Consider the following 23,515-nt stretch of genomic DNA (forward strand, 5'->3'; position numbering starts at 1 on the left):
TTTTACTGGCTTCCCTAACAAAGTTAAATCAAATTAAGCAAAAACACGCCCCTTTTTGGAAATTGACGAAAAACTTGTTCTCGATTGAACAAACTATGCTACCGTTATGATGTAAGTTTGTTTGATTCGTTAGTGTTCGTTTTCCTTACGAATTAGACTGAAAACACGGTGGCATCGTCCACAAATACGGAGGGTTATCATGATTAAAATGGTTGCTTTGGACTTAGACGGCACTCTACTGACGAGTGACAAAAAAATCAGTCCACGTAATGAAAAGATTCTAAAACAACTCCATCAACAAGGCATCAAAGTGGTGCTCTGCACTGGCAGACCAATCAATGCTATTTGGAAATACATTGAACAGTTGGGACTTACTAATGAAGACGACTACACCATCACATTTAATGGCGCATTAGTCATTCAAAATGTCGGTCACCAAAAGCTCTTTCAACAAGGCATTAGAAAGGAAGATTTATCCTTACTCCACGAATATTGTAATGAACACCACTATCCACTCGACGTCTTGGACTTTGAACAAGTTTGGCCACTGGCTGACTTGCCTGACTCCTATTACGAAAAAATGCTCAACGCCGGGTTAACCTTTACTCACCGCGATTTCAAAGACTTACCAGAGGGTGACTACAGCAAGGCTGTCATGTCCTACGACGCAGACGTACTGGATGATGCCGTTGCGAACCTCACACCGGCAATGAATGCTAAATATCACGCAGTTCGCTCACAACCAAAAATTCTTGAATTTTTGGATAAAGACATGGACAAACACGTTGGTCTTAGCGCACTGCTAAAGCACTACAACATGACGTTTGATAACCTGATGTCATTCGGCGACGCTGAAAACGATCTAGGTATGTTGAAGGCGGCCAAAGTTGGCGTAGTTATGGATAATGGCAAACCCGAAATCAAAGCGGCGGGAACCGACGTTACGGGTAACAACGATGACGACGGGGTCGCTCAATTTTTAGAAAAGTTTGCCTTCTAAAATTGCTTGAGCCATCTCCTCGTACACTTAACATACGTAAAAAAATTGGCTATGTTCGTTTGAATTGAACATAACCAATTTTTAATAGGCTGTCACATATCTTTATCTAAAAACATAGGAGGTTTATATGAAAGTATTACTTGGGTTAAAAGGCAGCACGGATCCCGCACAATACCGCAACCGGCTCCAGTATCATCCCGATGTGTTCGAATTTTATTTAGATCAGCATGACTTGACCCCAGAAGGCCGCGCTCATTTGCAGGATGCCATTGATGACGCAAAGGCTGTCACGTCACGGATTGTGATGCACCAACCGATGCGATATGGCAAATGGTTCAACGAAATGGTCACGCCGAAAAAAGAAATGCCGGACTTATACCACTTTCTGCGGTACAGTTCCGACACATTGCTAGATTTAGCCGTTAAAAACGACATTCAGTTATTACTGCACGGTTCTTATTCACGGCAAACGCAGCATTTCATCGACCTGTATCCCAATTTTGAAACAGCTCAACATGTTGTCTTCGAACGTTTGGATGAATACGCCAAACAAGGCGGCAATCACATCATGTTCGAAAACTCTATCTCGCCACTATTTTTCTATGGTGATCCTCACATGGATCAAGTTATTTTCGATCGTAACTACAGGTTGGCGTTTGATACCAGCCATTGTTTCATCAAGAATCACGGCAGCAATGCCGTGTTAGCGGCATCCCTAGCGAAACTGGGTAATCATGTCGTTCACTACCACCTCGTCGATTCAATGGGCCTAACGCACGATAGCCTAACGCTTGGGCTTGGCCGCATTGACTGGGCTCGCGTATTGCCTTTGCTGAATCCTAAAGCATCCAGCATTTTCGAAATTAACCTGGCAGATCCTACCAAGGCTACCGAAATGCTCAACTCATACGACTACCTAAAGCAAATTGCAGCGAATTTAGAGTAGCATCGAAAACATTGCAAACGCATTATTCGCAAAGTGTAAGCCAATGTCGAAGCGGATATCTTTCGTTTGCACATAAGTTGTCGCCAAGATAGCGCCCATAACGAAGTATACCCAAGCATCTGGTGTCCACAAATTTGTATGCAGTTGGGCAAACAGCAGGCCATTCACGATGATTCCTAGAACTTTCACCCACCGTTTGTTCAACTTCATGAAGAAGTAATTAAAGAACAGGCCACGGAAAATGAGTTCTTCCAAGATTGGTGCGCCAAACACACCAAAGTACAAGGTTAGCCACGGCGTTGTCTTAAACATTTGTTCAATGGCCTTCTGATTCTCCGACGACTTGCTGTGAATCAGTCCTTCTGCCACGATCAACGCAATCAGTGCGATCACCATCAAACAAAGCACCAGCCATTTGTGACGACGGGTAGGTTGTTGATCAAAATAACGCGGTTCACGGTTAGCTAATCCATTTTTATAGGCTCTCCATAACGCCCAGAACACTAGAACACTTAATATTGTGGTAATTACGCCCAACGTGATTTGAGCAGTTACACTCGTCAATTTTAGCACGCTGGGTAGTTGTGAAGGCGTTGCCGCCACTTGTTCAAGCAGGAACAGGCCAAACATTGCGCCGGCTCCCATTAGATATCTTCTGATACGGTCTGCTGTCATTTATCGTCACCACTTTTAATCCATTTATTAGGCATATCATAGGCAGTATGTTGCGATGAGTGCAAGGAAAACTGCCTTGACTAATTTTTATATTAGCAAACGTAAACACGCTGGCCTCTCAAAAAACTGAGAAGTCAGCGTGTTTTTTATCATACTGTTTGAAGTTGTACAAACTTTACTACCGCCTGCGGTTGTCAATATTGAAACGCTACCGTGGGATTGATTCGAGCCTGTTGAACCACAGTCTCTCATTTCGCCATGAAGCCGCAACCCACGTCTTCATGACCGTCCGTGCTGTAAATTCGGGAAAACGCCGAATCAACAGCACCTTCACAACTTGGTTTCAATATTGACGCCCTTCGGCTAATCTTCACTAGAAAGGCCATCTACGAATTTTTTTATATTCAATTAGCCGTTTTCTCTTACGTTGTATAACGCTAACTGGCTTACACTATCGCCGGATTGCTGTGCCTCCGTCAATGCCGTTCTCAACAAACGCGTCGGAACGTACGACGATGACGTCGTTGGCTCATAATCGATTTTATAAGCCTTAGCAGTTCCTGAGGACGTTACGGGAGCGACCCAAATACGATAATGACTTCCTGCGCGTAAGCCATCAAAACGAACCATATTTTGTTCTGATGTACCAGACAATGCTGCACTAGACAATCTTAAGGTGATCGGGGCTGACCATCCTGCCGGTGCCTGTCCACTTGCTAAGCCAGACGGCAAGTCAGTCGGCGTTTTTGTCAGCGTGTAGTTGCTAACTGTTTCTGTGCTGATCTTTTTGGCAGGTGCTTTTTTAGGTGTCGTTTTTTTAGTTGAACTCTGTGAAGCCGATTTTGATGAATCTTTCTTGGATGTTGCCTTTGTTGAACTTGACTGCACTTGGCTAGTGGCTGGCCTCGACTCTGCCACCGGTTTAACGGTCAGAGCGCCGACACCAATTGCTGCCAAAGCAACGATTAAAATATAGATATAATTGCGGGGCCGCATAAAAACCTCCTCAGGGGGTTGCTGCTTAAGAACAGAACAATAACTTTAATGCATAATTATCGCCTCAAACGGAAACGGTGTCAAATTTGCACAGTTTGCGCGCAATTTTGCCAAATTCAGAAAATACGGTCAATTGAGTGCGTCAGTAATCTTCGCATTAGTATCAAACTGATATTTTAGACCACTTACTATCGCGACTGGAATACCTGCATCACGCTGTCCCATCTCCAATCCAGCTGCAGCAGCAACCATATCACACAATGTTTCTACGGCGGGTTTTGTTAACATATCTTTGGGACTCGTGGTTTCTCTTAACGGTTTTAATCCATAAACACCAATAGCGATTTGTGTTGCACCCTTTTTGTCAGGTCGTCCATCGCTATCCGTAATGACAACAGAAACGGGCACACCAAACGCCGTCGTGAGTGTCAATGCAATTTTTTGCGCGGAAATATCAGGAAATTCCGGTAGCAAGATGGCCTTTTCATCATCAATTTTATCTACACCTGCACTGGTTAAAAACAATCCGTTGGGTATTTGACCACCAATAAAATTATTTGTCACAGTTAATCGTTCAGCGGTTGTGTCACCCGTTTCGTTTATCATAAGTTGGATTAAGCGAGCATCTTTACGTGGAATCCGTTGATGAATCTTCTGTGCGTCAATCAAGGGCGCAACATTTTTTAACATGATCTCTCTATTTTCAGTAATCGATACAATTTTAGAAGCAACGCAGAAGACGTCATGCTGTTTAACAATAATTTGGTTTTCATGGACTGCTTTTACAATGAGCCGACCAATATTATCTTCGACTCGAACTTGACCTATATCTTTTAAACCAATTACTTCCACCACATTACCGTCCTCCTCAGGCTGTGTTCATTCAATTTCAATATTAAAAAATTCATTGAAAAGACGATAACTAATAAAAGAGAGCAACTAAATTATTTAGCATGTGCAGCGCGATGCTAAATTTAACATTCTTAGTTGTCACATATGTCGTGGCAAAAAGCATCCCCATTACGGTGTAGACCCACATCCCTGGTGAAAACAGTGACGTGTGAACACTGGCAAAAAATAAGCCGTTGGTAATAATGCCTAAACCTCTTATCCATGGGTTGTCCATTCCTTTGAAAAAGAACACAAAAAATAGTCGTCGAAAAAGCAGCTCCTCAATTATTGGTGCTAAAACGACTACACCGTATATATTGAGAATTGGAAATTCCGTAATAGCCTTAACAACCATTTTCTGGTTTTCTGATTCAGGTGTCTTTATAAAATGTTGTACGATAATGAATACGATCAAGATCAGGACCATTATCCCAAACATCAACCATTTATGATTGCGAGTAGGTTGACGTTCAATATATGCATTACCGTAATATCGTCGTGCATCGTCGATCGTATACAATTCCAGCCAAACAAATAAAATTGAAGTAATCGTCACCAAAACAATAAACAGCCATTGGTAATCTCTAGATTCCGATACACCTATTAATTCAGGCATGTGTACTGGAAGCTGTGACGTTTGATACAAAAATAGCATCACCCAAATGGTGATAATACCAATGACATAACGACTAATTCTTGCTTTCATAAATAACACCTGCCTTATATCATCATTTATAATCTTTTTAATTATTTTACAACGAATGCAGTGTTTACACATGAAATGGCACTCAATGAAGTTTGAACAGGATTCTTTGTAGATGATAAAGGTGAAAGTACGAAATCGTTTATTTAATATTGTTGCTGTACTGATCATTACCCTCAGACTAATGAAAGCCTCTGTTTGCTTAAATTTTGCACTTAAGTCCACATGTACATCGCAATCTGAGCTGAAGGGCGTCAAACATGAATGCAAGTCGTGAACGTGGCGTTAATCAGGCGGCTTTTATGCCGGATTTACGCCACAGGACGGTCGTGAAGACGCGAACTTCGGCTTCACGACGAGGTGAAAGACGGTGAACCTCCGGCTTGAACCGGTCCCACGGCGGCGTTCATGTTTGACAACCGCAAACGTCAGCTTAACCATTAACTGACCCCCTGCATTAACAAAATGAGTACAGCAAAAAGTCGCTACCAATCTTTCATCGGTAACGACTTTTTCAAACTTCATTTATTTCAAAGAATACTGAATCTTAGTAAGCACCGCGAGTCTTAGTTTCAACACCCTTACCGTCGTAATCCTCTTCCAAGATTTCCTTCAATTCAGAAATCAGAGGTTCCTTAGGGTTGGCAGTTGTACATTGATCTTCGTAAGCCAATTCTGCTAATTTGTCGACAGTTGCATCGAAATGCTTCTTGTCCACGCCGTTAGCCTTCAAGCTCAATTCAACACCGACACTGTGTGCCAAGTCGATAAATGCTTGAACCAAAGCTTCAACTAATTCTTCAGTTGTGTCACCCTTCAAACCAAGGTAACGAGCAGCTTCAGCGTAGTCTTCGTCAGCACGGTAGTATTCGTACTTAGGCCACATAGCCAACTTAGTAGGCATCTGGGCGTTGTAACGAATCGTGTGTGGCAAAGTGATGGCGATACATAGACCATGAGCTAAGCCGAATTCCCCACCAAGTTTGTGGGCAACAGAGTGGTTAACACCCAAGAATGCGTTGGCAAAGGCCATACCAGCTAAGGTTGAAGCATTGTGCATTTCTTCCTTGGCGTGAGCGTCACCGTTGTATGAAGCGGTCAAGTTGTTGTAAACCAACTTCAATGCTTGTAATGACCATGGCTTTGTGTAGTCTGAGGCCAAGCTTGAAACGTATGATTCAATGGCGTGACAGAAGACATCCAACCCAGAGTAAGCAATCGTCCGCTTTGGCACAGTCATGATGAACTGAGGGTCCACAATGGCAACATCTGGTGTCAAAGCGTAGTCAGCCAATGGGTACTTAACGTGAGTCTTGGAGTCAGTAATAACAGCGAATGGTGTTACTTCTGAACCAGTACCTGAAGTTGTTGGGATAGCAACGAACTTAGCCTTGTTAGGCTTTTCAAACGTGTATGTCCGCTTACGGATATCCAAGTACTTCTGCTTAGCACCGAAGAAGTCTGCATCTGGATGCTCGTAGAACATCCACATGTTCTTAGCGGCATCAAGTGGCGAACCACCACCGATGGCGACAATCGTGTCAGGCTTGAATTCGTTCATCAAACGAACACCGCGGTCAACCGTGTCTGTTGATGGGTCTGGTTCAACCTGGTCAAAGACTTCGATTTGAATACTTGCGGCATTTGGACGTTTGCGAAGACGATCGCGGACGATGTCAACGTAGCCGTTCTTAACCATTGAAGGTGAAGCAACAACGAAGACTTTTTCGACACCTTCCATATCAGTTAAGTAACGAACAGAGTTCTTTTCAAAGTAAACTTTACTTGGAATCTTAATCCATTGCATGTTATTTCTCCGTTTGGCAATCGTTTTAACGTTGATTAAATCAAATGATGAAACGTTGTGCGAAACGGCGTTCTTACCCCATGAACCAGTTCCTAAGGTCAAGGAAGGAATCATGTTGTTGTAGATGTTACCAATCCCACCAACGGCGGAAGGTGTGTTAATCAAGACACGGCTAGCCTTCATGCGAATACCGAATTCGTTCATCAAATCTTGATCTTCACTTTGGAGACCGGCTGTATGGCCAAGACCACCAAAGTCTAGTAATTCTTCACAAGTCTTCAAAGCTGCTTCACGTGTTGCTGCCTTGTAAACGGACAGAACTGGTGATAATTTTTCAGCTGACAATGGGTAATCAGGACCAACACCATCGATTTCAGCTAACAGCACTTTAGTGTCTTCTGGGACTTTGATACCAGCTAACTTAGCAATTTCGAATGCTGACTTACCAGCGATAGGTCCTTTAACACCGTGCGTAACTGGGTTAAACATTGCATCGGCCAACTTCTTCTGGTCAGCTTTCTTGATTACAACTGAGCCCAAACGTTTGAATTCAGCCATTACATCATCGTAAATGTCAGCATCGATAACAGCTGAGTTTTCAGAAGCACAAACCATCCCGTTATCAAACGTCTTAGATAAAGTAATGTCGTTAACGGCACGTTTGATGTTAGCAGACTTTTCAACGTAGACAGGACCGTTACCAGGTCCAACACCTAAGGCAGGCTTACCAGTTGAGTAAGCAGCCTTAACCATGCCAGGACCACCAGTAGCTAACGTTGAGGCAATGCCATCGTTGTTAATCAACAGGTTCGTTGCTTCAATAGATGGTGTTTCGATCCATTGGATCATGCCCTCAGGGGCACCAGCGGCAATCGCAGCATCGCGGACAACCTTACCAGCTGCCACACAAGATTTTTGTGCTTGTGGGTGGAAAGCAAAGATGATTGGGTTCCGTGTCTTAACGGCAATTTCTGCTTTGAAGACAACCGTTGAAGTTGGGTTAGTAACTGGTGTGATACCAGCAATAACACCAAGTGGTTCAGCAACTTCAGTGATTTCTTCAACATCATCTTCACGGATGATGCCAACAGTCTTGTCATCCTTGATCTTGTGCCAAATATTTTCTGAGGCAAAAATGTTTTTAATTGCTTTATCTTCAACAACACCACGGCCTGTTTCTTCAACAGCTAGCTTAGCTAGTTCCATGTGTTGGTCCAAGGCAGCCATGGCCATTTCGTGCACGATGTGGTCAATGCGTTTTTGGTCAAAGTCGTCCATTTTGGCTAATGCTTCATGGCCTTTGTCGACTAACTTCTGAATCGTTTCTGCGATATCAGTTGTGTCTTTTTCAGCCTTCTTATCAGTTTTAACAACCATTGTTTGATTTCCTCCATCAATTTAAAGGTTATTGTTACCTCTTTCACAATTAGTATCATATCACCATGTAAAAACTTTGCAAGTCCTTTTGCTCACAAATTAACAAATAAAATTATGGTAAGCGTTTACATCTTTATTATCAAGGGATTTAGTCCCGTAACATTTTTTCTAATAGCACTTTTTTAAATTTTAAAAGCCATTGTGAATATTTAAACTAGTTATCAAATTCATGTGCGGTACTGCGCTAACTTACATAAATATTGCCGCAGTAGTCGTAAAACATAAATAGTCGCCGTAAAAATCTTAACGATCTTTACGGCGACTATTTATCTCATAACGAATACGATTTACTTCTGAACGGGGCTAGCAAAACAAGGTTCACATTTTAAACTAATATTCTGATGATTCATCTGGTGTCGGCACATCCATCCCTCGATCTACCTTAGAACGACCAGTTGCGTAATCAAACTGAAAATCAGGCTGCACGTTGAAAATGTAAACATTAAAATTCAAACTGCCATCCGTTGAAATCGCCTGTAAATGGACGCCATTAGCCATCTCGTTATCTCCTTGAAAAATGGCCTGGGCCTGATAAATAACCTTCTTATTATCACGCAGTGCGTTGCGCACCTTGCTTTCGTAAATCGTTTGTAGCGTTTGATTGCTAAAAGCCGTTTGGGTGAACAAGTTCTTTGGATTGTTCTGATCGCCCGATTCATTGTTTGGACTGTACTCGCCATCCTGATCGATTCCGCCTGATAGTGAATAGGCAATCAAATGACCGCGATTAATAATGGCTTGACCGTTGACCATCTTTTGATGCCAGCCTGAGGGTTGGACATATTGTCGAACCCTCAGCGAATCGTTAGCCACGTTGCGGGACTCTAAATAGGCTGTGTTAGCCGTTGACGTCCGGTTTTCATTATCCAGTGCACTGTAAATCACATGATTACGTTGCCAATCATTCTTGTTTAGCGTACTGCGATTATGGTTGACTGCAACCACCGCAGGTTTACCCGACGCATAAGTTAGCTTCGCTAAAGCAGCAGCATCCGTAGCTTGAGTACTTCCCTGCTCGGATGTTTGTTCATGACTGGATTGAGTCGTCTGTTGTTGACTTTGATTGACTGGCCCGCTGGCCTGACGACTCAACGTAAACGCCCCAAAGACAATTGCGACAACTACAGCCGCTACTACAGCATATATTACATTCTGGCGATTTCGCATGTTTTCTCCCCGTCTAGTTTAGTTATCTTTGTATTTTATTCTACCTAATAAATGGAATTGACGGGATACATTGTGCAAAAAAGTCTGAAACATAACTGCCCACCTCTTGTTTTCACAAAATGTCAGCAGGTAGTTTCAGCAAGCAGTTTCAGCAAGCAATTTTTCTTCAGCCACAAAAGGTCTTGCAGATGAAAAATTGCTCTAAACGCGAGACATCACACTGACTTTTGCTCATCCAACACAAATAAAACGTTCATGGGAAATCACCCACAAACGCGTTATTTGTGTTACCTGAGAAAACCGAAACGTGTTATGTCCCGCTCTCCTATTTCTGTTCAACTGGCTTGGGCTTCACGATCTCTTTCGTGAGTGCCAGTAACTTCTCTGACTTCATCTTATCTAATACTGCATTAACTGCGATCTTCATCATTTGATCATTCAAATTGGTCGCCGCGTCCGTGCTCAGCGTGCCCTGCAGACCGGCCAGCATAAGGTCAATAAACGTATCATATGCGCGCTTTGGGAATAAGCTTGTAGTAACTTGATCCATCCCCTGGCGAATTGTATCCATCGAATACGTTGGTTTTAGCAAACCTATCAACAAAATATCTGCCACCTGCATCACCTGATACTTCTTCTTGACCGGTGCCAAAATAATGTTGTGTTTAACGTAATTATTGATCATTGCCGGTGTCACCGAATCAACATCCAGTGGCCCCAAGGTGTCATTAACATAAGCGACAACTTGATCCATATAGAGATCAAACTTTGGTAGCTCATCCCACTTAGGTAGTTTAACCTCCGCAAGGTGTTGTTCCCACTTGTGATAGTCATTAAAAGAATCAGCCATGCTCATTGTCCTCCTTAGACACTTTGACTAGTTATGCTCTAAGGATAGAATAACAGCTTCATCTAGTTTTGTAAACTAGATGAAGCTGTTATTTGACTATATTATGGTTCATTCACATCACGAAAGGCAATGTTGATATTGCTAGTTGCTTCAAGTTCATCATAATAAGCAGCCATTGTCGCGTCATAATACGGTGTTACCCACAGTGTTGCAATTCCGAGTGAAATCCCGCATAACAGCCACCAGCCAATAAAGCTTAATTGCATAACAAAGTATTCCCACTTATGTCCGATCATCAACTGACGGCTGAGTGCCAAACTCGTCCAGACCCCCGACCAGATGGACGCTTGTGGATCACTATCGTGTAAATCTTTATAAACATAAACTGATTGTGAAAACATCAAGGCAAAAATAAATCCTGGAATGATTACTAACACAAATCCGATTCCGATTATAAAACTTGCAATTATCCCCATTGCCAGCAAGCCAAAGATAGCTGCTGAGCCGATAACCCGAAAAGCATCAGTCCCGGGATTTACCGTCCGTTTGGGATTACGAATCCAGTCTAAGAACGTATAAGTGACGCCAAGATTAATGCCCCACGCCAGCACACTCAAAATAAATGGCCAAAATGACATATGAACATTCATGTTTGTCATATCAGCATAAAAGTTGGCCTGATGCGTCTGATACGAGCTACTAAACCATGACAAAATCAGTGGAATAATTACCAGCAGAATTGCCCGTCCCCAGTGTCCACGCAACAAGTCCTTTGCATCTTGTTTTAACTCAGCTCTTGTTTTCATTAAAAAAGTACCCCTTTCAAATGACACTGTTGGCATGACGCCAACAAAGTCCCTGAAATAAAGGTACTTGAAAAGTTGCTTAAACACAAATTGTTTGTCGCTATTATTATTTTTATGCGTTTAAGCATGTTATGCAAACTGTTCACGATTTTCAGCAGCCAGTGCAACATAGTAGCCTGTCACTGTTAATTGATAATACGGTGCTAACCAAATGAAACCAACCCCCAAGGTAACAATACTCAACAGAAACCATCCGAGAAAACTCAACTTCAGTTTGAATAGCTCCCATTTATGACCAATCATCATCGACTCACTTAGAGACACGCTGTTGATTACTCCTGACCAGACGTTCATGTTCGGATCTGCTTCGTGTTGATCCTTATAAATATAAACTGACTGCGAAAACATGAGCCAAAAGATAACGCCAGGGACGATTAAGAGACTGCCGATCAAGATAACAAAACTCATAAACAGTGCCTGCACTAATAACGCTAACATTGTATTTATGGATAATCCAAATACGTGAGCTGGTAGTGACTGGTTGATTACATCCTTATCTCTTACCCAATCTAATAGTGTATACATGACCCCGATCGATAACGCTACCGAAACAATGGTAAATGACAAACTGGGCTTATCAACAAAGAAACTATTGCTTGGCCATTTGAAGTTACCATACAGATAACCCCATGAGATCAATCCCAAAATCACTGGCACAATCGTCAGTTTAATTGCACGTTGCCAGTTACCACGCAACGTCTGACGTGCATTTTTCTTCAATTCAGAATTGGTAAGCATGACGATTCCCCCGTTCTGATAGTAAACTTAGCAATACATTATTTTTCTATAATATATTCTTAACCAATCCAAAATAAAAGCAAAACGTCTTGCATAATAGCAACGTTTTGCTTTTATCTTTTTAGCTATACCAATTAGTTAACTTCTCAATTAATCGTTACCCTCAATCAACGTATCCAACACTCGATTAATATCGTCAAACTGATAGCCCTTACCATATAAAGTTCGCTTAGTCCGATTCAATCGTTCCCGATCATCATAGCGACGATTCCGCTGCCAGACCTTCTTAGCTTCATGGGTCAATAAGTCCGTTTCTGTATCTTCGTCACGTGTGAGTTCAATTTGATTCATCACTTGATCAATGGTTTCGCGTTGAAAACCTTTAGTCATCAGTCCTTGAATAACCTTTTGCTTTTGCGTCGAAAACGGCTTTCGAGCGTAATGTTTTGCTAGCTTTTCAGCTACAGCCACGCCATTTTCGACCAATTCGTCGTCCTTAAATTCAACCAATGCGTTATCAATCAGATTTTCGCCGATCCCCTTTTGACGCAAATGTTGACGAATAACGATTGGCCCCTTGTCCGATGTATTGCGCATTGTGCGAACATAAGCACTTGCGTAAGCTTGATCATCCAGAAGATTGAACTCTCGTAACCGCTCCAATGTGGATTCAATGACATCATCATCAATTTCCAGCGTTTTAAGCTTGTCCGTAACTTCTTTTTCAGAGCGCAACTGACCGGATAAGTAGTCTAGCGCTCGATTATAAGCTTTAGCGACATCATCTGCTGCAATAATTTCCGTTTGTAAGTCTTTATCGATGACCATTCCCTTAAAAATTCGGTATTTGATCATGACTGACTCACTGATAGGAAAAGCATATTTACCGTCTAAATAAACGTTGTAACGACCAGCACGTTTCTGCGCTTCAATCATCGTAACTTCGTTTTTAGTCCGACTGGTTCGCGAACTATGCTCAGTCGGCGCCTTCTTGTATTTAGCCAAGAGGTCGGCCGCAATGTCAGCGCCGTTAGTTGAACTCGTATGTGGTTTGGAACGTTTTGATTTTGGTACACCAACATCGCCAATTAAAATTGGTTTATTTTCGTGATCGCTCATTGTGGCCTCCTTGTTTACCAAATTTGATCAAACTTTTTTCTATTATTCACTCCGCAGTATTGGTACTTAACCGTGATACTTCCCGATTCCACCACCACGCAATCCCCAGTAAAAACAAAGCAATGAGAACCATGACGATATCTTGCCAATCACGACAAACCCAAATAACCGCACCAGCAAACATAGCCGCGCACGTTGCGTTGCCGAACAACAAGCGCCAATGTTCGTTTGCACGATGAGAACCATAAGTGGCTAACATCATCGCAGAACCACCTAAGAAAAACCACAGCCCAATCGTCATTAGTAGTGCAAATTGCCAGCCAATCAACTCGTGCTTTAAGTATAACGTCACGACAGCGGCGATTAAATCTAAACCGACAAATACAAAATAGTGAATATTAATGAGCGCAATGCCTGCCGTCCGTTTGTGCCGGTCAATGCCTTGCTGGTAAATCGTAAAGTAGATCCAAAATAGTGACACAATTATGAGGAAAAACGGAATCGACAACCAGTCAAAATGGTGAACATTGACAACTTCCGTAACTGCGATAATTGCTTCACCAAACAGTAGCAGCGTAAACAACGAATACCGTTCCGTCAGATGTTCAAACATCGCTGGAAAGGCGGTCAATCTGCCTTTCATAAAGATTGGCGCAATGTTGGCATAAATCATCGACAAAATATAAACAACCTCACGAACACTGTAGGGCGCCCACGGAATAATCGTAATGGCACCGATGACACTAGTGATAATCAAAATACGCGCCAGGCCGTAAGCCACCTTCAGTTGTCGTGGATCCGTTAAATGACGACTGCGTAATAAGTACTGAACTGCAATGCTAAACAGTAGCAGTGAGGTTGCCCCGGGAAAAGCAATCTGCGTGGATGCAAAATTCGGTGTCAGCGACTGTGACAATACAATCACGATAAACATGTCAAACAGCATGAACACGCTGTGTTGAATGTTCTCTTGAAAAAAACGGTTAACCAACACCGTTTGATACGTCCACACCGTCCAAAACATAAACACCATGACAGCAAATTCGACCAAATACAGTGCAGGAATGATGTCATGGTGTACTAAATGTAGAACCGTCGTGATGCGACTAATCGCATAGGCAAAAATCAAATCGTAAAACAGCTCGATATTACTTACTTCTGAATGTTGACGCAATTCTCTCATGAACTACACCTACTTTTGCGGCTGAACAGCAGATGATTCGCCCATAACTTTCTCTTCGTAAGCAATAACATGAGCAGGATACTCGGGAAAGTCAAAACCAAGTTGATCTGCAACAATTCGCGCTGTTTCAATGAACAGTTGGCTGGCAGTTTGCAACGATTGCCATGTTGCCGCCGTGCTATCCAAACGATATGTTCCAATCAGCTTATCGTAGTCCTCTGTCGGTAATTTATCCTTTAGTCGACTGTCATTCTTACCAACACTGATCTGAAAGTTAGTGTTAACGCCCACTGACCATTCCAACATCTTTAAGAGTTCTGCACGGACTGGCGTTTCCATATATTGGTTGGCATACAACAGCTCACCACGTTTGAGTCCCTTCATGACGTACAAGCTGACCCAGAAAAACTCATTTACACAATTTTGATAGTCCTCTTCCGTTGGTTGAGCAATGTGAAAGTCCCAGTCAGAAGTCTCAGATTGCGCCTGAACCGGATGATCCTTGTCAAAAATCACGGTATTCAAGTGCTCAGCCGCTAAATAAGCTTCCATGTCCCCGACACAAGCAATCTTGAGATCTAGACGATTGCCGTCCGTAAACTGCATTAAATATGGATACCATGGCTGCATCGTGCCACTAAACAGCGCGCCCGTTGGCTTTTGCATCATCAATCGCTCGCCAAACACATTTAGCCAGTCATCATTTTGCCGAAACGGTGTCGGGTCCTTTACAAAATAAGTAATATCAAAGTCTGCAAACTGATCCTGGTGGGCCGCCGGATTGTTACGTGAACCCTCCATGCCAATCGCCCGAATATTATCGTCCTTCTCGGCAACGGACTGAATCAATGTCATCATTTCTTGTGCGCTACGCTGTGTCATGATGTTCCTCCTTACAACCCCAAACTCACGGTTACTCTTATGAGCAATTATAGCGCAGGTTTTGACGCAGGTCTTTGATTAGCCCTAGTTAAACATACGCAAAAAAGTACGTTTGAAACGAAAAAAGATGATTTTATCAGCAGGAAATGTGCTGGTAAAACCATCTGATAAACCATTACCTAGAAAGCATGTTTAAACTAGTTAATTTCAATATTGTGATTACGTTCTTCATTGGCATCCGTCTTAGGCAACTTGATGGTCAATACACCGCCATCGTAATGCGCTTCAATGTTGTCACGATCAACGTTTGGCAAATAGAACGAACGATTTACATTACTGTAACTACGTTCATGGCGAAGTACACGCCCATCATCATCTTTGTCCTCACGGTCGTTTTCATGTTCAGCTTGAATGGTCAACGTATCATTGTTGTATTGCAAGTTAATGCCGTCTTTTTTAAAACCAGGCAACTCGGCACTTACTTCGAAATCCTTGTCATGTTCAACCACATCGGCGCGCATTGAGCCACCGTGACGTGTCATGTCAAACATGTTGCGTGGGAAACCAAAGAAAAAGTCGTCCTGAGGGTCGTTAAAATCATCATTTCTTAAATCGTAACGCATATCAAAAGCCTTCCTTTTCAATAGTCTTAAATGGTTATTCCCATCTACACAGATTATATTAGTCAGTATTGGTCAAACTTTCAAGTGGTTTGACTTATTATTTCAAATTATTGCCGTCCGTGTACAGGCCAGTTCGTTTGCTTGATGCGGTCGCGTTTCGCAGACCGAAAACGCCGTCCCATGAGGAACCGTTTCAGCCTCCTGAGAACCGGAGTCTTCAACCTCGATTCTGAGCCTCAGCCCGTCTCAGAACTCGTTCCACACTACTAAATGGTCAAAGTACGCCCATTAAGTAGTGTCGACATGGGACTCTGTTTCCAGTCTGCTCCACTCGGCTACACAGCGGTTTTCACTGTACTGTTGTGTCTTGCTAACAAATTTTGAAACAATAAAAGACCGCGAACTTTTTATGAATTCGCGGCCTTACTTTCTATACTGTTTAGTAGGTTTCATCTTCAACCAAACCACCGTTTGGCTTCAACTCATTTACGCCCAATTCTTTACCCAAAACAAGTAATGCGTCTTCACGCGTCTTGATTTGATCCATATCCCAAATTGCGGAATGAATGGATGAATCATCGTAATCAAATTGTTCAAAGTAAATATATGGGTCTGAGTTACGGTCTTCTGAAGCTGCGATAATCTTAGTCGAGAAGCCATGCGCCCAATCCCGATCGTCTAATTTCGGAAAGTCCTTTACTGAAATAAAGCCCTTGTCTGCAATAATATCTAGGGCTTTCTTAACGTCGGCATCGTCATATTCAATGTTGGCATCATTATATTGTCCGTTCTCGTCTGCCATCATCAGCATCTCCTCTTTATTTATAAATCCAGCATAGCACTGTGTTTTTTAAATGGTAAGCGAATTCACTCTTTTATGCTGGCCATCCTAATATCTGTCGTTCCAGCAAATAGAGGCGCCGTTTCATGGGACCGGTCTCAGCCCGAAAGGCACGGTCTTCGACCTCGACTTGAAGCCTAACCCCGTCTTCAAGCTCGTCCCGCACTCACTAAGCGGCTCAACCCTTGCCGCTAAGTGGTGCCTTCACGAAATTCTGTCTCCATTTGCCTCCGCTATGTAATGTTTGGTTTCTTTCAACATTTAGATAAAAGTCTAAGCTTATAATTGTCGGTTGCTCGTTACTATAGAAGCGAGAGGGTGTCAACATTGAAACCAAGTCGTGAAAGTAACGTTAATTCGGTGATTTGACCGAATTTAGGTTACGGACGGTCGGAAAGACTCGCGGTCTTCACGAGGCTTTACGGCGAGGTGAAAGACCACGCTTTTCAGGGGGCTTGAGCCGGTCCCACGACGGAGTTTCAATGTTGGCGGCCGTAAGCGACAGCATAAATGACTAAACATAGAAGACAAAACGTATTAGAGCAGTGTTTAAGGTCAATAATGACAACTTAATCGTTACTTATTTGCGAATAAGCGCGTAAAGTGTTTTGTTCTCTATAGCTGGCGCGTTATAATTGTGGCAGACTTTTGAAACAAGAAATGGGGAATATTCCGTTGGATAGTGGTGAAATAATTAGCAACTTAGTCATTATGCTAATTACTTTTGTATTTGCTACCTTTTTCGTGGCGGCTGAATTTGCGCTGGTGCAAACGCGGCCAAGTGTTCTGGAAGAAGAACAGGACAAGCGCGAAAAGACGTCAAAGAAGATCGATGTGGCCACCAGAATGGTCCACAACTTAAATGAATATTTATCAACAACACAGGTTGGTACCACGCTGTGTGGGATCATCCTTGGTTGGATCGGTGAAGAAACAGTAACAACGATGTTGGTTGACCTGTTTGGTATCGTTAACCTCAATTTCAACACAACCTTGGCACATGCTATCGGTTCTGTTGTTGGGATTATCTTGCTAACTTACTTTGAAGTGGTTATCACCGAAATCGTACCAAAGAACATCGCGATTGACCGGCCATTCCAAGTTTTGATGTTGGTTGTTACGCCTTTGCGTTATTTCCATGTCGCTTTCTACCCATTTGTTTGGTTATTAAACACTTCGGCAAACGGCATCGTGAAAATGATGGGGATGAAACCTGCTTCTGAAAGTGACGAAGCCTTCAGTCAGGCTGAAATCCTGAATTTGTCACGAAACGCCGTCTCAGGTGGTGAGCTGGATCAAGAAGATTACGTGTTCATGCAGCGAGCGTTTGAAATGAACGATAAAGTTGCCCGTGACATCATGATTGACCGCACACAGTTGGAAGTCGTTGACGTCACTGACACCGTTAAAGATGCCTTGCAGGTCTACCTGACTGAACAATTCAGTCGCCTTCCTGTCGTTGCTGACGGTGACAAAGATAAAATTCTGGGTTACGTCTTTAACTATGACTTGATTCGTCAAAGTCAGGTCGATGATTCCATCAGTGTTGCGAAAGTGTTGCGGAATATCATCACGGTTCCTGAAACCATGCCAATCCAAGATGTTTTGAAACAAATGATCAACAAGCAAACGCCAATCGTTGTGGTTGTTGATGAATATGGTGGTACTTCTGGGATCGTTACGGATAAGGATATCTACGAAGAACTATTTGGCACTGTTCATGACGAGATCGACGATGTTTCCGACGAATATATCTTCAAGCAAGACGATGGCTCTTACCATGTTTCCGGGAAGATGACGTTGTATGACTTTGAACGTTACTTCCAAACGGATATCAAGAAGTTTGAAGAGTCAGAAGTGGTTACGCTGACGGGTTACATCATTGAAGCAGACCCTGATATCAAGGCTGGCGACAGTTATCAAATTGGTGACTTCCAGTTTACCGCTCTTGATTACGAAAACGCCTATATTAACTGGTTTGAAGTGATTCGTAAGCCCGTTGAAAATGATGAAACAAATAGTGATTCCGAAGCACAAGATACAAATGAAGACTAATTCTTTAAAGTAAAAGACCAATCAAACGTCTGCAAATGACGTTTGCCTGGTCTTTTTTGCATCCAATTTATTTCAAAATCCGTTTCAACATGGCATCGCCGATATGTAAATCTTCGCTATGATAATGCTGTGCACGAATTCGAACCGGATCACCACCATGATAATATTCATACATTAACTGCCGTTGACCAAAACTTTCCCCACTAACATCCCAGCTCAGGTTAAGTAACTTAGCACGATACTCGGCCGACATTAATGTGCTACTCATCATTTCATCCAACACGTGTCCTAACTTTCCATCAAAATCACGGCCGTCCGGCACACCCATCATTGATCCTGCACCAAGTTTTTGAATTGTTGTTAACGCTAATTCGTACATTTTCGGCAACTGAGCACGAATCGCAAGCAACGGTTGCAAGTTTGGGCCAAATACACCTCTGTCATCCATTGAACCGGTTAGTTCTGAATTAACCAACGCGCCGCGAACTAACTCCAAATTAGCCGTTAGGTTGCCCAACATTTCCTGAACGTTTAAATATTTGTCAACACCAAGACGCTGTGCTAGTTCAATGGCCAGGCTCGTCACAAATTCAAGTTTGACCGACCCTCGCGCCTGGTCCTGTAATGTTGTGTGCTGAAATAAGCCACTTTCTGTAAAGAATTGATTTGATTTTTCTACATCCTGAAAAACAAACACATCTGACCAAGGAATAAAGACATCTTCAGATATGATGTAAGCATCAATTTCATCAAAAGCATTACTCAATGGATAGTCAAACTCACTATGATCTGGTCGATTAAAAGGCTTTCTGCAAATAATAGATAATCCATCAGAATTGATTGGCAACCAAAACGCCAGTGCATAATCCTCATCTCCCGGCGCTAACGTTGGTGTGTTAAAGATTAGCAGTTCGTTAGATAGCGGTGCTAAGGTGTTTACCATCTTAGCGCCACTAACGTAAATGCCTTCATTAGTAACTTTGCTGGCTTTCATTCCTGTAGCGCCCTTTGTGACTTCATGCAGTTCTTTTGAACGATCTATCTGCGGGTTTTGCAACGCATGAGATACAAATACATCAGACTGTTTGATCCTGGCACAGTACGAATCAGCATTGGATGAAAAGTTGGCGTATTTATTGCATCCCAAAAACTTTGTGTGCGCAGCAAAAGCTGGTATTCCGGAATCAATAAAATCTGGTGTCCGACCCAACATGCCATATGATTGGATCGCAATGTCTTGATATACGCACCGTTTGGCCGTCAGATCCTGAATCGTATGCGGTGTTTTAAAGACAACGTCGTATTGTTGCCCATCTTCCGCATACATATGCGTCTCTGGATGTGTTTGCTGTAAGCGATAATAAGCATTCACATATGATAACGTCTTAATAAAAATAGGCTCCTTAGACGGGCTATCCAGTTTTTTACCGTTTAAATAGACTGACCGACCATCATCTAAATCTGATGCTAACAACATTGAAAACTCCCCCAGTTTCAATTTTTCTGTGTTCATGCATATGTTTCTGCTATTTGTTCCTTACACGATAGTCCAGTTCAGCCAACTGACCGGCACGTGATACGTTCACTAATTCAAAGGTTTTTGCCTGCTCACCCGGTTGCCAAAGCTTTGGACCAGCACCAAGAAACGTAGGTGCAACAAACAATCTTAGATCATCGATAAGTTCGGCCTGAATTAAGGCACCGACAATCTCACCGCCACCCACAATCCAGATTGCCTTTCCTGATTTTTGACGCAATTGGTCAACGAGTGTCACAACATCTCCCTGATAAGGCTGCACGCCGTCTGCTGCGGCAATATCATGATGAGTGAGAACAATACTGATAAGATTCTTGTAGGGGTATGTATCCGAATGATCAATCACATAGTCATATGTAGTCCGGCCCATGATTAAGGTGTCAATTTCACCCATCAAACGGTCATAACCGGCATCCCCGTCAACAGCCGTATTTGTTAACCATTCTAGTCTCCCATCAAGACTAGTAGCAACGTACAAAATTACAGGTCTCATTTTTCTTGAACCTCCTGCAAGTCTGACGCAGTGATACCGAACATCTTCATCAAGAACTTTGGCACACCATCTTCATCGACGGGAACAGTTGTTGTCGCCGCCTGATCAATCACTACTTGTGGAGAATCAGCCATCGCAACGCTGGTCTGCGCCTCGCTAAACATCGGCGCATCATTGAGCCCATTACCGAACACAATAGTATGCGCAGCGTCGATACGTAACTGTTGTTGCACTGACCTGAGCGCAGTTGCCTTACTGACACCCTTGGGAATTAACTCGATGTTCCACGGATTTGATGCTGACAATGAGAATAAACCAGTCTCGGCAAACGCCTGACGCGCTAACGCCAGCTTGTTGTGGTCGTGTGACACTGCTAGGCCGTTTGTAATTGTATCAGCAATCGTTTTTACATCGGCGATATCGTTCAAGTAAATCGTACCCGTGTCAACGCCGCGGCGTAAGAATCGCATGTGCTCAATCGCCTCGTGTTCAGTAGATGTGTGAAAAGTATCCTTCAAGTTGAACAAACGGAGCGTTAACCCGTAGCGCTCACAAATTTCATACGCAGCGATGGCGGCATCCGAACCAAGCAGCGTTTGATGAATCTGCTTACCTTGCGCAATTACGGCGCCATTAGAACAAATGACGTTCATGTCTGGACTCAGCTGATTGCCAATCGACCGCGCCAATGCAAGCAATCGTCCACTAGCAATATATGTTTCGTGACCATCCGCACGAAGTTTGGCAAACACCGCCTTCGTCAGGGGTGACACAATTTGGCTCTTCGGAATTAACGTGCCATCAATATCTGTAACAATTAAATAATGTGTCATTAACAATTCCTCCGTTAACACCATTTTACGCCTGTTCATGATGCGTCTGGAAGCCAGATTGCGAATCGTCAAGACTGGTTTCAAAAAAATCCTTGCTGTACACTCAACTTAAATCAAAAACGAGGAGCACCTGAGCATGACGACATTAAACATTCGCTACATATCTATTGAAGGAAATACTCGCAGTTTCGTCAGTCACCTTGCTGAACATGCTGACAAAAAGCATGAAGAAAATGCTGACAAACCCACACTGAAGGTTGAAGAAATCTCTGAACAATCAGATTTTATCGATGAAACCGAGCCCTACTTTGCGTTTGTCCCAACCTATCTAGACGGCGGCAACGGCATCGACAACGGCGTTAAAGAGCTAATGACAAATGTCCTTGGTGAATACATTGCCTATCATGATAACCGCAAGCAATGTTTAGGCGTGATTGGTTCTGGTAACCGTAATTTCAACGAACAATATTGTTTAACAGCACGTCGCTATGCCGACAAATATGGCTTCCCGTTTTTAGCCGATTATGAGTTGCGCGGAACGACCCGCGACGTCACCCGCATTTATGATTTAATCGTTAAAACGGCCATTCAAGCAGCCAAATAAAAACATCCTGAACAATGGGCACTTTCTCATGTGCCACACTGTTCAGGATATTTTTCATTTAACGAATCATTATTTCGAAATTTTAGCTTGTTGTTTAACCCGTTCTGAGTGTGCACGCCAATAAACGGCAACCAACGCAATCATCTGTACGCCACCAACCGCCATGAATAAAACGGGGAATGTTGCATAATCTAGCATAAAGCCACCAAATAGCGGACCCAATGCACGGCCAAATGCAATCGCCATGTTTGCAAAGCCCTGATAGCGGCCGGCTTCACTAGCAGGCGCTTTAACTGCAATCCAAGCCGGCAAGGCCGGATGACCAATCATTTCACCAAACGTAAGCACGATCATAGTGATCACAAACATTGCGTAGGTCCGGGCAAAAATTAGCATAAAGAATGACGCTGCGAATAGGGTGATCCCAACAACAATGACGTTTTCAATCTTAAATCGCTCACTCCAGCGCGTAATTACTGGCTGTAACAACACGATAATGACCCCGTTCAAGGTCCACAACAGACTATAATTCAACACAGGAATGCCTAAATTGGTCATGTGAACCGAAATCACACTTTCCCATTGTGAGTATGCCAGGTTAATCGCCAACAACAACACTAAAATCAAGGTAATCAAAACAGTTGGCCGTGAACGCTTTGATGTGACATTGGTCTTAGTATCCTTAGATTGTGACGTTGACCTGTTCGTTTGTGTTTGCGGTTTAACATTAAAGTGTAAGGCCACGACAAGTGTCAACGCTGCGTAACAAATGGCAGCAATGATGAAAACTGTCGTAATACCAAACTTAATGGCATAGCCGACAATCAACGTCCCAATCACAACACCGATATTCATTGACACGTAAAGCATGTTAAACACATGCCGTGTCGAGGTAGACTTCACCCACGTGGCCAGTGAATTCAAAATGGTCATGTTGACGCCGTCGCCGAACCCGACGACTAGCAACAAAATGCCATATATCGGCCAACCATGCCAGAATATCAAGGCGACCACAGCTAAAGTAGCCAATGCTGCTGACAGTACTCCCGTTTGATATGGTTTCCAGTGATCAAATAAATAACCGCCGACTGAATCACCGACAATCATCATCAAGGACATACCTAATAACACCAGTCCCGATAAAGTAAGTGATTCATGAAGATAATTATGTAGATAAATCGTCGTCAGTGGCCATAAGAAACTCGCCCCGCTGTTATTCAACATGGATGCTACAAACAACCAGCTAAATTTAACTTCTGAACGTTGGGA

The 23,515-nt window shown here is 42.9% G+C and carries 22 protein-coding genes; 4 read left to right on the top strand and 18 right to left on the bottom strand.

What is annotated here, in order from left to right; translation table 11 throughout:
- Positions 1–199 precede the first annotated feature (199 nt).
- Entirely contained in the window at positions 200–1,000 is an 801-nt protein-coding gene (locus tag LROSL1_RS11690; protein WP_017261570.1) for a Cof-type HAD-IIB family hydrolase, read from the top strand.
- A 127-nt stretch (positions 1,001–1,127) separates the two neighbouring features.
- Positions 1,128–1,946, top strand: coding sequence for a sugar phosphate isomerase/epimerase (locus tag LROSL1_RS11695; RefSeq protein ID WP_178914681.1), 819 nt, complete (start codon positions 1,128–1,130; stop codon positions 1,944–1,946).
- Here the strand turns inward: LROSL1_RS11695 and LROSL1_RS11700 are convergent.
- From LROSL1_RS11700 to LROSL1_RS11765, 14 genes are all read right to left on the bottom strand, one after another.
- Positions 1,938–2,621, bottom strand: a complete 684-nt coding sequence (locus LROSL1_RS11700) for a CPBP family intramembrane glutamic endopeptidase (protein WP_178914682.1) — start codon at positions 2,619–2,621, stop codon at positions 1,938–1,940. The genes LROSL1_RS11695 and LROSL1_RS11700 overlap by 9 nt on opposite strands.
- 408 nt (positions 2,622–3,029) lie before the next feature.
- Positions 3,030–3,617 carry a hypothetical protein gene (locus LROSL1_RS11705; RefSeq protein ID WP_178914683.1) on the bottom strand — a complete coding sequence of 196 codons (588 nt, stop codon included), beginning with the start codon at positions 3,615–3,617 and terminating at the stop codon, positions 3,030–3,032.
- A 129-nt stretch (positions 3,618–3,746) separates the two neighbouring features.
- Positions 3,747–4,472: a coenzyme F420-0:L-glutamate ligase gene (locus tag LROSL1_RS11710; RefSeq protein WP_178914684.1), complete on the bottom strand. Its 726-nt coding sequence runs from the start codon at positions 4,470–4,472 to the stop codon at positions 3,747–3,749.
- A gap of 67 nt (positions 4,473–4,539) precedes the next feature.
- Positions 4,540–5,214 carry a CPBP family intramembrane glutamic endopeptidase gene (locus tag LROSL1_RS11715; RefSeq protein WP_178914685.1) on the bottom strand — a complete coding sequence of 225 codons (675 nt, stop codon included), beginning with the start codon at positions 5,212–5,214 and terminating at the stop codon, positions 4,540–4,542.
- A gap of 544 nt (positions 5,215–5,758) precedes the next feature.
- Complete coding sequence (gene adhE / locus LROSL1_RS11720; RefSeq protein ID WP_178914686.1) at positions 5,759–8,395, bottom strand: bifunctional acetaldehyde-CoA/alcohol dehydrogenase; 2,637 nt, start codon at positions 8,393–8,395, stop codon at positions 5,759–5,761.
- 390 nt (positions 8,396–8,785) lie between these two features.
- Entirely contained in the window at positions 8,786–9,622 is an 837-nt protein-coding gene (locus LROSL1_RS11725) for a DNA/RNA non-specific endonuclease (RefSeq protein ID WP_178914687.1), read from the bottom strand.
- A 325-nt stretch (positions 9,623–9,947) separates the two neighbouring features.
- Complete coding sequence (locus LROSL1_RS11730) at positions 9,948–10,472, bottom strand: DUF1836 domain-containing protein (RefSeq protein WP_178914688.1); 525 nt, start codon at positions 10,470–10,472, stop codon at positions 9,948–9,950.
- A 101-nt stretch (positions 10,473–10,573) separates the two neighbouring features.
- Positions 10,574–11,278, bottom strand: a complete 705-nt coding sequence (locus LROSL1_RS11735; protein WP_178914689.1) for a DUF975 family protein — start codon at positions 11,276–11,278, stop codon at positions 10,574–10,576.
- 129 nt (positions 11,279–11,407) lie between these two features.
- The gene (locus tag LROSL1_RS11740; protein WP_178914690.1) at positions 11,408–12,076 is read right to left on the bottom strand and encodes a DUF975 family protein; all 669 of its coding nucleotides are present in this window, start codon (positions 12,074–12,076) and stop codon (positions 11,408–11,410) included.
- A gap of 150 nt (positions 12,077–12,226) precedes the next feature.
- The gene (gene recX, locus LROSL1_RS11745; protein ID WP_178914967.1) at positions 12,227–13,012 is read right to left on the bottom strand and encodes a recombination regulator RecX; all 786 of its coding nucleotides are present in this window, start codon (positions 13,010–13,012) and stop codon (positions 12,227–12,229) included.
- Between the two features lie 229 nt (positions 13,013–13,241).
- The gene (locus LROSL1_RS11750; protein ID WP_178914691.1) at positions 13,242–14,378 is read right to left on the bottom strand and encodes a low temperature requirement protein A; all 1,137 of its coding nucleotides are present in this window, start codon (positions 14,376–14,378) and stop codon (positions 13,242–13,244) included.
- A 9-nt stretch (positions 14,379–14,387) separates the two neighbouring features.
- On the bottom strand, positions 14,388–15,260 hold the full coding sequence (locus tag LROSL1_RS11755) for an aminoglycoside 6-adenylyltransferase (protein ID WP_178914692.1): 873 nt from the start codon (positions 15,258–15,260) through the stop codon (positions 14,388–14,390).
- A gap of 197 nt (positions 15,261–15,457) precedes the next feature.
- Positions 15,458–15,883, bottom strand: a complete 426-nt coding sequence (locus LROSL1_RS11760; protein ID WP_017261586.1) for an Hsp20/alpha crystallin family protein — start codon at positions 15,881–15,883, stop codon at positions 15,458–15,460.
- Between the two features lie 439 nt (positions 15,884–16,322).
- Complete coding sequence (locus tag LROSL1_RS11765) at positions 16,323–16,688, bottom strand: hypothetical protein (protein ID WP_017261587.1); 366 nt, start codon at positions 16,686–16,688, stop codon at positions 16,323–16,325.
- A 711-nt stretch (positions 16,689–17,399) separates the two neighbouring features.
- On the opposite strand from LROSL1_RS11765, the gene LROSL1_RS11770 reads away from it, so the two are divergent.
- Positions 17,400–18,779, top strand: a complete 1,380-nt coding sequence (locus LROSL1_RS11770) for a hemolysin family protein (RefSeq protein ID WP_178914968.1) — start codon at positions 17,400–17,402, stop codon at positions 18,777–18,779.
- A 67-nt stretch (positions 18,780–18,846) separates the two neighbouring features.
- Here the strand turns inward: LROSL1_RS11770 and LROSL1_RS11775 are convergent, their stop codons facing one another.
- The 3 genes from LROSL1_RS11775 to LROSL1_RS11785 are packed head-to-tail and all read right to left on the bottom strand — an operon-like array spanning position 18,847 to position 21,642.
- Entirely contained in the window at positions 18,847–20,256 is a 1,410-nt protein-coding gene (locus LROSL1_RS11775) for a 4-hydroxyphenylacetate 3-hydroxylase N-terminal domain-containing protein (RefSeq protein WP_178914693.1), read from the bottom strand.
- Between the two features lie 49 nt (positions 20,257–20,305).
- Positions 20,306–20,809: a dihydrofolate reductase family protein gene (locus LROSL1_RS11780; RefSeq protein ID WP_178914694.1), complete on the bottom strand. Its 504-nt coding sequence runs from the start codon at positions 20,807–20,809 to the stop codon at positions 20,306–20,308.
- On the bottom strand, positions 20,806–21,642 hold the full coding sequence (locus LROSL1_RS11785; RefSeq protein ID WP_017261591.1) for an HAD family hydrolase: 837 nt from the start codon (positions 21,640–21,642) through the stop codon (positions 20,806–20,808). Before LROSL1_RS11785 ends, LROSL1_RS11780 begins: the two co-directional genes overlap by 4 nt.
- A 136-nt stretch (positions 21,643–21,778) precedes the next feature.
- Here LROSL1_RS11785 and nrdI point away from each other — a divergent pair, with 136 nt between their 5' ends.
- Positions 21,779–22,246 carry a class Ib ribonucleoside-diphosphate reductase assembly flavoprotein NrdI gene (gene nrdI, locus LROSL1_RS11790; protein ID WP_178914695.1) on the top strand — a complete coding sequence of 156 codons (468 nt, stop codon included), beginning with the start codon at positions 21,779–21,781 and terminating at the stop codon, positions 22,244–22,246.
- Between the two features lie 69 nt (positions 22,247–22,315).
- Here nrdI and LROSL1_RS11795 read toward each other — a convergent pair whose 3' ends face one another.
- Positions 22,316–23,485: an MDR family MFS transporter gene (locus tag LROSL1_RS11795; protein WP_263863239.1), complete on the bottom strand. Its 1,170-nt coding sequence runs from the start codon at positions 23,483–23,485 to the stop codon at positions 22,316–22,318.
- Positions 23,486–23,515 lie beyond the last annotated feature (30 nt).

Source organism: Furfurilactobacillus rossiae (genome assembly GCF_013394005.1).
Taxonomy (GTDB): Bacteria; Bacillota; Bacilli; order Lactobacillales; family Lactobacillaceae; genus Furfurilactobacillus; species Furfurilactobacillus rossiae.